The sequence below is a fragment of the Aequorivita capsosiphonis DSM 23843 genome, assembly GCF_000429125.1.
Taxonomy (GTDB): domain Bacteria; phylum Bacteroidota; class Bacteroidia; order Flavobacteriales; family Flavobacteriaceae; genus Aequorivita; species Aequorivita capsosiphonis.
Genome location: NZ_AUBG01000007.1, coordinates 172,383 through 185,567, shown reverse-complemented (window position 1 = coordinate 185,567; position 13,185 = coordinate 172,383). Strand labels below are relative to the sequence as shown.

Sequence of the window (13,185 nt, the reverse complement as noted above, 5' to 3'; positions counted from 1 at the left end):
ATTAATTGTTTTCTTTAATACCCATTCCTAATATTACGAGAGCGCCACCTAATGTAATTGCCCCACATAATTCATAATACGTAAAACGCTTTTCGGAAATATTTCTAAGTCCTTTTTTTCGGAAAATTTCTGTAGGATTATTTGGAACGAACTTATATTTAGAATTATGATTTTCTTGAAGAACGTATAAAAAACAAGTTAACATCATTCCGATACCCAACCAACATAAAATTAAACGTTTATATTTAAAATTCATTTTTTAATATTTTTTTTGCACAGAATTGGCGATTTGGTAAATATCGCAATATTTTTTAGTTTATTTTAAAACTAAATTTTTATGTTAATCTCTATTCTAATTACTGCAAATTTCCCGCTAGTGCCTGTAATTATCAGAAAACAATTAAGTTAATATTAACAATAGATTCAAGAAAATAAAGAACTGAATAATGATAGCTTTAAGATTAATAGATCCAACTCCAGAAATTGACCTAAGATTTTTAACTGTTACAGATGTTCCATTTATCCTACTTGCAATCGTTCTTCTTATTGTAATGTATTTTAAAGTTAAAAAAGCAAAACAGAAGAGGGCTAGCTCAATCGTAGCAATCGTGCCTGCAACAGTGCTTGAACTCTAAAATTTAATCCACAAACCATCAAATTGAGCATCCCAACATCCATCACAAAAAAATAAAATGTAAATTCAAGTCATAAAAAACTATCTAATATAATAATTAGCCACATCAACAAAAAATGGACAAATATCAGGAAACATTTAATACTTGGAATAAAGTAGCCAAAATCTACCAAGAGAAGTTTATGATTTTAGACTTGTACAATGACACGTATGATTCTTTTCTTGATTTAATGCAGAACCCAAATTCTTCAGTTCTGGAAATTGGTTGCGGCCCGGGAAACATTACCAACTATCTATTATCAAAAAATGCAAATTTAAAAATTAAGGGAATTGACATTTCAGAAAATATGATTGAACTGGCTAAAAAGAACAATCCAACGGCTGAATTTGAAGTTATGGATTGTCGAGAAATAGACAGTCTAAATACCAAGTTTGATGCTGTAATTTGCGGTTTCTGCATCCCCTACTTATCACAATCTGATTGCGAAAAATTGATTGCCGACTGTAAAAACCTTCTCAACAACGCTGGAATATTATACTTAAGTTTTGTTGCAGGAGATTATAAAGATTCTGGATTTATATCAGGAAGTAGCGGAGATAGGGTTTACTTTCAGTATCATAATTTGGATATGATCAAAAATGAGTTAAAAGCCAATTCATTTGAAATAAATAAACTATTTACAAAAAAGCACATAAAAGCAGAAGGCGTTGATGAAGACCATACTATCATAATATTGACAAAACAAATGTAAAACAATGATTTCCCTCTAGCACACTCAAGATATGTCTGCGTAACTGGTTAGATTGAATTGGAGAAGCCACAACTTAACTTTAATTAAACCCAAACCTCTTGGAAAAACTACAAGTCATTTCTTCTCACAATAACACACCAATCATTCAAAAAGCTTCGCTATTTTTGCAGTCTTAAATAAGTAGGCAAAATGGCTATATCAGATTTTATACTCAACTCAAATGAAAACACGATTGGCTTGGATGAAATCCATCTAAGCGAGGCTAACAAAAATGCGTTAAACCAATTATTAAAAGAGTTTTCACACATTGATGTTTTAAGTCAATACAAGCTTCCGGTTGACAATAAAATTTTTCTTTTCGGTCATACAGGTTGTGGCAAGACAACCACGGCTAAAGCCATAGCTCGAGCATTAAATAAGAAAATCATTACTCTAAACTTGGGAAACATCGTCTCTTCACGTTTAGGTGAGACCGCCAAGAATATAACGGATGTCTTTAAAAAAGCAAACCGGGAAAAAGCCGTTTTGTTTTTAGATGAATTTGATTCCATCGGAAAACTGCGGGATCACGACGACAAGGATTCCAGCGAAATGAAACGTCTTGTAAACACAGTAATCCAATTGATAGACGAACTGCCAAATGACACTTTATTGATTGCTGCGACAAACCATTCTAAAGTTATAGATACCGCACTCTTACGAAGATTTCAACTGAAATTAAAGTTTGTATTGCCAACTGAAGAGCAATTGGATGTCTATTATAATTCGCTATTGGAACAATTTCCAGAACAGTTTAGAAACCTGGAACGCGTTTATAACATTTCGTATGCCGAAGCCAAGGATATTACTTTTAGAGCAATGAAAAACGCTATAATTGCAAAAGAAGAGGCCAAAGCGCAGCCGGAAGTCAACGAAAATGTAGAACATTAGATTAAGATACAATAGAACGGCGCTGATTATAGTATCTTTACCCTTCAAAAAATCAACCCGTGCATTCTAAAAACCCTTTCAGCAAAGATTACAATTTTGACAATTTGGTGGCAAAGTATCCGCCTTTAGAACCTTTCGTTTATGTAAACGAATACGATACCAAAACGATAAAATTTGCAAACAGCGAAGCAGTTAAAGCGCTAAACACCGCTTTACTAAAGGCTCATTACGGGATAACCTTTTGGAGTATTCCCGACAACAATCTTTGCCCACCCGTTCCTGGGAGATTGGATTATCTCTTGCACATTGCCGATTTGCTTCCTAAAGAAGATGTTCATTTGCTGGATATTGGTACTGGCGCGAACCTCATCTACCCAATCCTTGCAACCAGACATTTCAATTGGAAATGTACTGCCAGCGAAGTAAATACTGATTCCCTCAGTAATGCACAGGAAATCATTGCTAAAAATCCGGAACTAAGAGATATTGAACTTAGACACCAACAGTTTAAAACTCATATTCTGGAACACATCATCCAACCTGATGACTTTTTTGACGTAGTTGTTTGCAATCCACCTTTCTTTAAAAACCGCACCGATGCTGAAAAAAGCAACTTACGGAAGTTTGAAAATCTTCAATTAAGTGAAGATAAAACTCAAAATTTTGGAGGCTTGAGCAATGAGTTATGGTATAAAGGTGGTGAAGAAGCCTTTATAAAAAAGATGGCCGAAGAAAGTATTCAATTTAAAGAGCAAGTGCATTGGTTTACGGCTATCGTTTCACAAAAAGAAAACCTGAAAAACATAAAAAGAGCGGTCAATAAAACCAAACCTTCAGAAGTAAAAATCGTGGAGATGGAATTAGGTAATAAACAAAGCCGATTTATTGCTTGGACGTTTCAGAAATAAAGAGCGTTGAAAAAACAGCTTATTCCACTAATAGGTTTTTAGTGAATTTTCCATTCTGTATTGTTAGTTGGATAAAATAACTCCCTGAAGGCAAATTAGGTTTTATAACAGTGGAAGGCTTATTAATTTCCTGTGAATATAGCACCTGCCCCAAAGTGTTGTAAATAACAACCGCAGCATGTGTATAAAAATCTTTTACAAATAAGTTTATATAATTCCCATCATTTGGATTTGGAAAGACGGTAAAATTAAAATCTATCTTGTCAATGTTGATTCCCAAATTACACTGCATCGGCTCCGGATTAAAATTTGTGGAAAAACTGTTTTCAAAAGCTTCAACTGTAACACCGCCTATCGTTCCACCTATTCTGTGTATATAAACATTGTCAGGATTAATTAATTAATATGAAGGGTATGCATTTATTCCAAAATTATTGGTGACCGCTTCACAACCACCTTCAATGCCAACAGCCGGCGCGTGGTTAAAATATCCTCCGAATTCAATTTCATAAGCAATTACTTCTGCGTTTGTTTCTGTACCTCGGTTTATAGAAATCAAAAAAAGATCTCCATTATTACAACCGTATTTATCGTAAACTTCATTAAAAGTAGCTTGAGTAAGTTGGCAAGGCACACAATCCGTAAAGAAAAAATCGAGATAAACATATTTGCCTTGAGCTGTTATATCGTATAAATTCCAGACATCGCCATTAACATCCGTAACTGTAAAATCATCAACTACATCTCCAAGATTGTAATTGGAACCTGAGACGTGGCTCCATAACCTATAAATAACGGAAGTAAATAGAAAATGATTTTAAACATTTTCCTCATCGTTAAAAATTATTCATTAGTCATTTTTCATTCCAATCATTTTCGCTTTCTAAAAATATAACTCATCCAAACAGGATCATTATCACTGGAAACAACAGATTGCCGGTCCAAAAACTCCCAGTCGTGGGCGTTCATATAATTCAATAAGGTTGAAGTCTGCTCAATCTTTTCGATTTCCTTAATAGTAATATTCTGTCCTGATAACGCAGTTTGTTCTTCCACTTTTATTCGCTTAACTTTCCCGCGGTTGTTTGCCTTTTGAACTATAATTATTTCGAGGAAATCATCTTTTGAGATTCCTTGGGAATATCCTTCCGTTGTAAATAAAAAGAAAAGGGCAACTACTGAAAACGCTATAACTTTATTCATATCTTTTTATATTTCTTTCTAAAGTACAATTATAAATCTTAATGACGAAAAAGTTTATCATCTACCTCGACTAACACTTTTAATCAAAAACGTTTAACTTTGAGTATAAATTTTTCACAAGATGCAAACTGAAGAAACCACAGCAGACCAATACATCACCACGTTGTCGGAAGATCGAAATAAAGTCATGCAAAAACTAAGTGAAACAATTAAAAAGAATCTTCCTAAAGGTTTTGAGGAAACTATGCAATACGGAATGATAAGCTACGTGGTTCCGCACAGCATTTATCCTGATGGTTATCACTGCAAGCCTACAAATTCACTGCCTTTTATGAGTATTTCCTCTATGAAAAATCACATAGGCTTTCACCATATGGGAATTTACAGCGACCCAGATTTGTTAAAATGGTTTACCGATGAATATCCAAAACACACAACTGGAAAGCTTGATATCGGTAAAAGTTGTATTCGGTTCAAAAACCCAAATAATATTCAATTTGAATTATTGGGAACGCTTACCGCCAAAATGTCTGTAGAAGACTGGATTGCGAAATATGAGAGAACATTTAAAAAATAGGTATTAAAACAAAAAGCTTTTTACAACATTTTATAAACGTTCCCGATTTAAAGATAAATTCGGAAAAGTATCCTTTTGAAAATTTTAAATTTTTGGACGAAGAAATATCTGAAAATGAATTCCAATTTCCGAAGAATTCAGTTCTCGGAATGCAAGCAGAATCCTGCTTTGAAGCATATTTAATGCGTTCAAAAAACTATAAAATTCTAACTGCCAATCTTCAAATTCACGGTGAAAAAGAAACCTTAGGCGAGTTGGATTATATACTTCGAAATCTTAAAACAAATCGAGTTATCCATATTGAATTAGCCTGTAAATTCTATTTATATGATGTGGACGCAGGTTCTTCCGAAGAAGAAAAATGGATTGGTCCCAACAGAAAGGATAGTCTTTATGATAAATTGGAAAAAGTAAAGTGGAAGCAATTTCCCCTACTTTATAAAAATGAAACAATTGAAAAACTTGAATCTCTTGAAGTTGAAATTCCGAGCTTTCAACAATTGTGTCTAAAAGCATTTTTATTTATTCCGAAGAAATTAAACCGTAGAAACTTTCCTGCTAATTATGCAGCTAGCGTTGTTGGGCATTGGATAAAGCACAAGGATTTTAGTGAAGAAGACAGAACTGCATTGTACGCTATTCCGAATAAAAAGGAATGGCTTTTACCAATGGAGTCCATTGTTAATTGGTATTCCTTTTCAGAAGTAGAAAAACTGATTGAATTACAAATTCAGAATAAAAAGTCGCCTCTAATTTATAAAAAGACGCTCCAAAAGGTGGAACGTTTTTTTGTGGTTTGCTGGTAAAAAAGTGCTACTCAATTTTAAAAGTAACTACCGGTCTTTCGGCGTGATTGGCAATATCTTCACTAATGCTATTGTTAAAAAAGTGTGCTATGCCACGTCTTCCGTGTGTAGTAACGCCAATAAGATCTGCGTTCATTTTTTTACTAAAATTGAGAATACCCTCTTCAATAGATTTATCGCTATAGATACTCGTAGTAACCGCATCCCCATTTATCGCTGTATCTTTTAATAGGTTATCAAACTTTTGGTCTATCTCTTCAGTAGTCAAGAAAGTGTTTCCAGACGTGTTAACATAGAGAATATTCATTTTGGCACCAAGTTTCTCAGCTAATTTGTACGCATCGATAATCGATTGCTTGCTTTCCTTTTCCCAATTTGTAGCGAATACAAAATTCTTCACATTAAAGTTTTCGTTTTTACTTTTAATCACCAAGACAGGAATATCCGAAGTACGCACCACTTTTTCTGTGTTGGAACCGACAAACATTTCTTTAAATCCAGTTGCGCCGTGAGATCCCATTACAATTAAATCGGCATTGTATTTATGGGCAGAGTCTATTATTGCTTTAAAGTCTAAATAGTTTTGTACGTTTTCCTCGTATTCCACTCCTTTCATAAATGGTAATTCGGCAATTTCGGCAAAACGCTTTTGTGCCAGTTTCATATAAAACAGAGCCGCAGGCAAATCGTTTTGGTGCGTACTTTGAGCAGAAGTAACATCATTGGTCTTATCTCCTGTAGGCAGTAGATGCACTGGGATTTCCAACAAATGCAATAACACTAGTTTACTATTGTATTTTTTGGTCAATTGTACAGCCACTTCTAAAGCAAGCTTGGCCGTTTCTGAAAAGTCGGTAGGCACAAGTATAGTTTTCATGATATTAAAATTATAAGAGATTAGTTTAAAATTCTTTGATCTTTCAATCAACGAACTCTACCAAAGTTACTTATAATCGTTTTAAATCATTTATAACACTTTCCCAAAAAAGGAGACTGAACTTATTTAACTGCCGACTAAAGGAAAGCTATTGTGACGTCTTTAAAAACTATTGTAACTCCTTTAAACTGCCTACCGCCACTGAATATTGATCACTGGATACTGATCACGGATCACTGATTACTGACTCCTGAATACTGAATACTTATTTAACCCCGTGTATATCCATTAAGTACATCAAGCTAGCCATAGTAGCCGCACCGAGTTCCAATTCACGTTTGTTTACTTGATCGAAAGTATCATTTTCTGAGTGGTGGATATCAAAGTACCGTTGCGAATCTGGCTGTAATCCAGCGAGAACATCAATATTTCCTTTCATTGGGCGGATATCTGCGCCGCTGTAACCTTCATCAAATAAATGAATTAAATAGGGTTTAAAAAGTGGAGCCCAAGATCGTATCTGTGCCACGTTGGCAGCATCGGTTTCAAGTGAGAAACCGCGTGGGGTATATCCGCCACTATCACTTTCCAAAGCAAATACGTGCTTTTCCTTTTTCCTTTTGGCTTCTTCGGCATATTTTAATCCACCGCGTAATCCGTTTTCCTCATTCATAAACAAAACCACTCGAATGGTGTGTTTTGGTCTATAGTTTAATTTTTTAAACAAGCGTAGCACTTCCATGCTCTGCACTACTCCTGCCCCATCATCTTGTGCGCCATCTGCCAGATCCCAACTGTCCAAGTGGCCGCCAACAACCATAAATTTATTGGGATGTACACTGCCCGTAATTTCACCTATAACATTGAATGAAGGTACATCGTCCCAAATTTTGCAGTTCTGCTTAAAATAAAACTGAAGATTCGGTTGAAGTTTTAACAGGCTGCTAAGGTATTCGGCTCCTTTCGTGCTTATGGCTGCTGCTGGAATTCGTTGGGAGTTTGGGGTATCTCCGTAACTCATTGCGCCCGTATGTGGCGAATCGTCCAGCTTAAGAGTCAATGAACGCACTAAAACTCCAATTGCGCCGTATTTAGCTGCTTGTTCTGCTCCTGAATAGCGTTGGTTTGAAGCACCGCCATACGCAGAACCCGTATGAATTAAATCTGCTTGCATCGGGCGGTTAAAGAAAACAATTTTTCCAGCAATTTTATCCTTTCCCAACTTTGTCAAGTCTTCGAAGTTTTGAACTTCCACAACTTCAGCCTTAATGCCTAAGTTTGGGGTTGGTACAGAACCACCGAGGGCACAGATGTTTGTAACTGATTTATCGCCAGAATTTGTTTCGATGTAAGCGTATTCTTTAAAACCACGTGTCCACTTTGGAACCATTACAGATTGAAGCCACACTTTATCGAGACCCAGTTCGTTTAATTGTTCTTCTGTATAGTTTACTGCGCTTTCCGCTTCAATAGAACCGGAGAGTCTGCCACCAATTTCGTTGGAAAGATAATCCAGCCAGTCATAAGCCTTTCCATCAGTCAATGCTGTGGAATATATCTTTTTCAGCATTATAGAATCCTGAATGGCATTTTGTGAAATGCTTATTGAAGAAAAAAATAAAAAGAAAATTAAGCTGGGTATTGAAAGCGTTTTCATCAAAATATATTTATAAATGAAGTGAAACAAAATTAGAAGTCTATTTTAACTAATTGCATATAAATAGTAATTATTTGGAAATGTATCTTCTAGTTTTATCCTTTGTGAAACTTTCTGATTCTTGGACCTCTGTGCAAAATCTATAACACCTAGTTTCTCGAAGAAAACTCAGTTATTCACAGAGCGACTGGAACATTAAAAAATATTTCTAAATACAAAAAGTGTTTAAATTAATCATTTTTAAGTCGTTCGCGGTATTCTGAAATCTTGTCTTTAATAGCGTCATCCAGCTCAGGCTCTTTAATATCTTTATATTTTTTAAGTTCCTGAAGCATAATATCTGCAACAATAACCCGGGAGGTTTTTTTATCGTCGCACGGAATAAGATACCAAGGAGCATGTGGATTTGCAGTGTGGTTTATGGCGTCTTCATAGCATTTTTGATATTCACCCCAAAGTTCACGCTCGTCGAGATCACCTGGAGAAAATTTCCAATTTTTGTTCGGCTTGTCCAAGCGGCGTAATTGCCGGTGCTTCTGTTCATCTTTTGAAAGATTTAAAAAGAATTTAAAGATTATGGTTCCATTCTGTTGAATCGTTTTTTCAAAATTATTGATTTGCTGAAAACGTTCGTCCCAAAAGTCTTCATCAATATCTTCCAAACTATTCACATCGGGCAAATTTTCACCAAGAATATACTCTGGGTGAACACGTGTTACCAATACATTTTCATAATGGGTACGGTTGAAAACACCAAATTTTCCTCTTTCCGGAAGCGCAATATAATGTCTCCATAAATAATCGTGGCGTTTCTCTAATGCTGTTGGTGTTTTAAAACTGTGAACTATTACACCACGCGCATTAAAATCTTTAAATACCTCGCGAATTAAGCTATCCTTGCCAGCCGTATCCATACCTTGAATACAAATAAGCACCGCATATTTTCCGTGGGCATAGAGCTTATCTTGAAGATCTCCCAATTCCTTTCGGGTTTTCTTTAAATGCTTCTTAAGTTCCTTTTTTGAAGCATCCAAATCGAATTTCGTCTTGGTTCCATCAATTTTTATTTTCTCAGAAATCTTAAAGTCTTCAATTTTTATCTCTTTCATAATGCTTTTGTTGGATGTTGGATGACGGATGACGGGTGACGGGTGACGGGTGACGGGTGACGGGTGAATAATAATTATTGGTTTTACGAATTTATAAAATTTAGTATAAACTTATTATTTCATTGCAAGGAAGCGAACAATCGCGCATCGCTCCGTTATTTACTGGCGAATAGTTTTACGTCTTCTTCAGTGATTTCCTTCCCTCCCAGGATAATTAAACGTTCCACAACATTTCGTAATTCACGAATATTTCCTGTCCAATCGTATTCCTGCAATAGTTTTATCGCTTTACTGGTAAATTTCTTTTGTGTAGTTCCGTGGTCGCTTGAAATCTTTCCGGTGAAATAATCCACCAACAACGGTATATCATTACGTCTATCATTTAGGGATGGGACTTTTATAAGTATAACTGCCAATCTGTGATATAAATCTTCACGAAAACGGCCTTCTTCTATCTCCTTTTTTAAGTCCTTATTAGTTGCGGTAATAACGCGAACATCTACCTTAATATCTCTATCGCTTCCCACTCGCTGTACTTTATTTTCCTGTAACGCACGAAGAACTTTGGCCTGCGCCGAAAGACTCATATCACCAATCTCGTCCAAAAAAATAGTTCCTCCATTAGCGGCTTCAAATTTACCAGCGCGGTCTTTATTGGCAGAAGTAAATGCTCCTTTAACGTGACCGAAAAGCTCACTTTCAATAAGTTCGCTTGGGATGGCTGCACAATTAACTTCTATCATTGGACCTTTGCTACGTTCACTTTTTTGATGAAGCCAATGTGCAACAAGTTCCTTTCCAGTTCCGTTGGGGCCAGCAATCAAAACGCGGGCCTCCGTTGGCGCCACTTTTTCAATCATTTCCTTAATTTGCTCTATTTCCGAAGATTCTCCAATCATTTGATAGTTCTTGGAAACCTTCTTTTTTAGGCGCGTATTTTCGACTTCTAGTTCTTTGGTGTCTAATGCAATACGTACCGTATTCAACAACCTATTTAAATCTGGTGGTTTTGAGATATAATCAAATGCGCCAAGACGCATCGTGTTTACTGCTGTATCTAAGTCGCCATGGCCAGAAATCATAACCATTGGTATTTCTGGTTTTATCTTTTTCACTGCTTCCAAAACTTCCACACCATCCATTTTCGGCATTTTTATATCGCAAAGCACGAGATCAAAATCTTCTTTCTTGATAATCTCCATTCCAGCAAGGCCATCTTCAGCTTCAAAAACTTCGTATCCTTTATTTTCTTCACTAAGGATTTTCACTAAAACCCTTCTAATGGCTGCTTCGTCTTCTATTATAAGTATTCTTGACATTCTAATATTTAAATTTTATTCCCGCTCTAAAATAAGGGGAATTTACCGTATTGATTTTATATACTTTTTTCCCATCGCCATCTTCCAAACGGAAATCATTGTAAACGGAATGGGCGGCATAGCCATAAAACAATAAATGCTCTGTAAAAAAGTGTTCGTAGCCCAGACCAACAAGACCGACCGTTAATTGTATGCTTTCGGCAACTTTCCCATCCTCTCCCTGGTCAATTAATGGAACGAAGTTTTGCTGAATATTTGCATAAATATTATCCAATGTAGCAAAAGCTTGAATCGCATCTTTATGTCCGTCATTTAAATAATGCCTAAGATTAGATTTTGGGACTCCAATGGTATAGGTCCAATTAGGGTGAAATTCTCTAAAATAATTTATAATTGGCAATGGATACCATCTTCCTGGAACTGTGGTATATTGAAGTCCCGCGATAAAGCGATACGGCTTTCCGCCTTCAGGTACATCATCGGTCATATCGTTTATGGCAAATACGCCAACCTCATATATAAAATCGTCGCTCAATAGCTTTCCTTCAAAATCACTTTGGATCTTCACACCCGCCTTTGTTCCGAATCGCCAATTTTCATTGTGTTTCCAGACATATCCCAAGTAGGCATCAATTTGCTGAGCAGAAGTTACTAAATTCTTATCTAAAGCAAAAACATCTTCGGTATCCTTTAAATTTACATCCACATAACGATATTCGAAACCCAATACAACTATTCTCTTTCGATCTTTATCTAGCGGAATCGGCACCTGGACCAAAGCACGGTATCGCTGTAAGGAATTATCAGATTTTGAATACGGAAGATTCATGTATTCAACTCGCGCCAAGTCTGTGGTTTGAGCCGTCATTTCCATAGCCAAAAGCACAAAGAGTACAATTATGAAATTGCTTCTTTTGATCATATATTTCTTTTTTTTTAAGTCCCCAAAAAAATCCGTTACGTCAGTTTTTGAAATGGGTATTGACAATAGACGAACATTTTTTTCTTGGAAAATGAATAGCAATATTATTTTCTTTTAACAACGCACTGACACCAAGACATATTTCACTGTTTATACGTAATTCTGAAAAATTGAAACGATTAATATTTAAGCCATTTAAAGATTTCCTTATAAGTTGGTTTCTTTCCATACATCAAAATACCAACTCTATAAATCTTCGCAGCAAACCACACCATACCGATAAAAGTTGCAAAGAGAATTACTACCGAAACAATTTGTTGCCAAAGCGGCACACCGAATGGTATTCGCATTAACATAACCACCGGTGAAGTAAAAGGAATATAGGAAAACACCTGTGAAACCATGCCATGTGGATTATCGATAACGGTGAAAAACCCTACATAAACCGCCAAAATAAGCGGCATTAAAATAGGCATCATAAATTGTTGCGTGTCTGTTTCGCTATCTACCGCAGCACCTACTGAAGCATAAAGCGAGGCATATAATAAATAACCGCCGATAAAGAAAAGAATAAACATCACAATCAAATTGGCGATTGGCAAATTGTTTATTTCCATCATTATATCTTGCATCATTTGTTGGGTTCCGCCGTTAACATTTTGGTCTACCATCTGTGCAGTTGGTGATCCAGCCGTGGGGTCTATTCCAAAAATAGATGTTACTGCCGTCATCAAAACCAAAATGAGAACTACCCAAATCAAAAATTGTGTTATTCCTGCCAACGTGGTTCCGAATATTTTTCCCAAAAGCAGTACTCTAGGTTTTACCGATGAAATAATCACTTCTATCACCCTGCTGGTTTTCTCCTCAATCACACTTCGCATAATCATATTACCATAAATAATGATAAACATGAAAAGTAGGTAACCAGCCGCTCCTCCAAATATCAGCTTGAGACCAGAGCCCAGCTTTGAAGTCTCTTGCCCCCCGAAGGTCTCTTGATTGGCTCTAATATTTATATGAAGGTTTTTGATGGTTTCGGAATCAATTCCTGCTTCCTTCAATTTCATGGTATTCACTTTATTTTCTAGCAACTTGTTGATATCCCCCATCAGAGAAACCGAAGGCGAATCTGTAGAATAGAATGTTATTTCCTTCGAAAGATCATCTAGGTTTTCTGTTTTTGGAATATAAAGAAAGCCATAGATATCTTGGGTTTCGGCTTCCTTTTTAGCTTCAGGGAAAGCAGTGTCAGAAAGAATTTTATACTGTAAATGCGGTGTGTTGTTGAATTCATCAACAAACAACCCACTATCGTCCAAAACCACAATATTTCGAACGGTATCATTGTTTAAGCTAGACAAATAGGCTACCAACGCAAAAATACCCACAAAAATAAGCGGGCTTAAAAACGTCATTATTATAAACGATTTATTGCGAATCTTGGTAAGGTATTCTCTTTTGATGATAAGAGGAAGATGGTTCATCGTT

At 35.9% G+C, this 13,185-nt stretch carries 16 protein-coding genes; 6 read left to right on the top strand and 10 right to left on the bottom strand.

All coding sequences use genetic code 11. The features are described from left to right. Position 1: 1 nt before the first annotated feature. Positions 2-256 carry a hypothetical protein gene (locus tag G440_RS0107160; protein ID WP_026450685.1) on the bottom strand — a complete coding sequence of 85 codons (255 nt, stop codon included), beginning with the start codon at positions 254-256 and terminating at the stop codon, positions 2-4. 190 nt (positions 257-446) lie between these two features. Between G440_RS0107160 and G440_RS0107155 the strand changes: the two genes are divergently transcribed. The 4 genes from G440_RS0107155 (at position 447) to rlmF (ending at position 3,224) form a co-directional block, all read left to right on the top strand. Continuing rightward, positions 447-635 (top strand): hypothetical protein, encoded by a 189-nt coding sequence (locus tag G440_RS0107155; protein ID WP_026450684.1) that lies wholly within the window; start codon positions 447-449, stop codon positions 633-635. 115 nt (positions 636-750) lie between these two features. Continuing rightward, entirely contained in the window at positions 751-1,386 is a 636-nt protein-coding gene (locus tag G440_RS0107150; RefSeq protein ID WP_026450683.1) for a class I SAM-dependent methyltransferase, read from the top strand. A gap of 189 nt (positions 1,387-1,575) precedes the next feature. Beyond that, positions 1,576-2,316 carry an AAA family ATPase gene (locus G440_RS0107145; RefSeq protein WP_026450682.1) on the top strand — a complete coding sequence of 247 codons (741 nt, stop codon included), beginning with the start codon at positions 1,576-1,578 and terminating at the stop codon, positions 2,314-2,316. Between the two features lie 59 nt (positions 2,317-2,375). Further along, positions 2,376-3,224 carry a 23S rRNA (adenine(1618)-N(6))-methyltransferase RlmF gene (gene rlmF / locus G440_RS0107140; protein ID WP_026450681.1) on the top strand — a complete coding sequence of 283 codons (849 nt, stop codon included), beginning with the start codon at positions 2,376-2,378 and terminating at the stop codon, positions 3,222-3,224. A gap of 19 nt (positions 3,225-3,243) precedes the next feature. On the opposite strand, the gene G440_RS0107135 is transcribed toward rlmF, so the two are convergent. The 3 genes from G440_RS0107135 to G440_RS0107125 all read right to left on the bottom strand — a co-directional run bounded on the left by G440_RS0107135 (position 3,244) and on the right by G440_RS0107125 (position 4,427). Further along, positions 3,244-3,516: a T9SS type A sorting domain-containing protein gene (locus G440_RS0107135; RefSeq protein WP_026450680.1), complete on the bottom strand. Its 273-nt coding sequence runs from the start codon at positions 3,514-3,516 to the stop codon at positions 3,244-3,246. A 108-nt stretch (positions 3,517-3,624) separates the two neighbouring features. Beyond that, positions 3,625-4,017 carry a TlpA family protein disulfide reductase gene (locus G440_RS20950; protein WP_084426648.1) on the bottom strand — a complete coding sequence of 131 codons (393 nt, stop codon included), beginning with the start codon at positions 4,015-4,017 and terminating at the stop codon, positions 3,625-3,627. A gap of 77 nt (positions 4,018-4,094) precedes the next feature. Beyond that, entirely contained in the window at positions 4,095-4,427 is a 333-nt protein-coding gene (locus G440_RS0107125) for a hypothetical protein (RefSeq protein ID WP_026450678.1), read from the bottom strand. Between the two features lie 121 nt (positions 4,428-4,548). On the opposite strand from G440_RS0107125, the gene G440_RS0107120 reads away from it, so the two are divergent. Then, on the top strand, positions 4,549-5,004 hold the full coding sequence (locus tag G440_RS0107120) for a DUF1801 domain-containing protein (protein WP_026450677.1): 456 nt from the start codon (positions 4,549-4,551) through the stop codon (positions 5,002-5,004). Between the two features lie 92 nt (positions 5,005-5,096). Then, the gene (locus G440_RS19610) at positions 5,097-5,810 is read left to right on the top strand and encodes a DUF1853 family protein (RefSeq protein ID WP_051285200.1); all 714 of its coding nucleotides are present in this window, start codon (positions 5,097-5,099) and stop codon (positions 5,808-5,810) included. A 7-nt stretch (positions 5,811-5,817) separates the two neighbouring features. Here the strand turns inward: G440_RS19610 and G440_RS0107110 are convergent, their stop codons facing one another. The 6 genes from G440_RS0107110 to G440_RS0107085 form a co-directional block, all read right to left on the bottom strand. After that, positions 5,818-6,687: a universal stress protein gene (locus G440_RS0107110; RefSeq protein ID WP_026450676.1), complete on the bottom strand. Its 870-nt coding sequence runs from the start codon at positions 6,685-6,687 to the stop codon at positions 5,818-5,820. 265 nt (positions 6,688-6,952) lie between these two features. Next, entirely contained in the window at positions 6,953-8,344 is a 1,392-nt protein-coding gene (locus G440_RS0107105; RefSeq protein WP_026450675.1) for a M20/M25/M40 family metallo-hydrolase, read from the bottom strand. Positions 8,345-8,574: 230 nt separating this feature from the next. After that, positions 8,575-9,453 carry a PPK2 family polyphosphate kinase gene (locus tag G440_RS0107100; protein ID WP_026450674.1) on the bottom strand — a complete coding sequence of 293 codons (879 nt, stop codon included), beginning with the start codon at positions 9,451-9,453 and terminating at the stop codon, positions 8,575-8,577. Between the two features lie 155 nt (positions 9,454-9,608). Continuing rightward, positions 9,609-10,772: a sigma-54-dependent transcriptional regulator gene (locus tag G440_RS0107095; protein ID WP_026450673.1), complete on the bottom strand. Its 1,164-nt coding sequence runs from the start codon at positions 10,770-10,772 to the stop codon at positions 9,609-9,611. 1 nt (position 10,773) lies between these two features. Further along, positions 10,774-11,694, bottom strand: a complete 921-nt coding sequence (locus G440_RS0107090) for a DUF6268 family outer membrane beta-barrel protein (RefSeq protein ID WP_026450672.1) — start codon at positions 11,692-11,694, stop codon at positions 10,774-10,776. A gap of 179 nt (positions 11,695-11,873) precedes the next feature. Then, a complete protein-coding gene (locus G440_RS0107085) occupies positions 11,874-13,181 on the bottom strand; it encodes an ABC transporter permease (RefSeq protein WP_026450671.1) in 1,308 nt (435 codons plus the stop codon). Positions 13,182-13,185 lie beyond the last annotated feature (4 nt).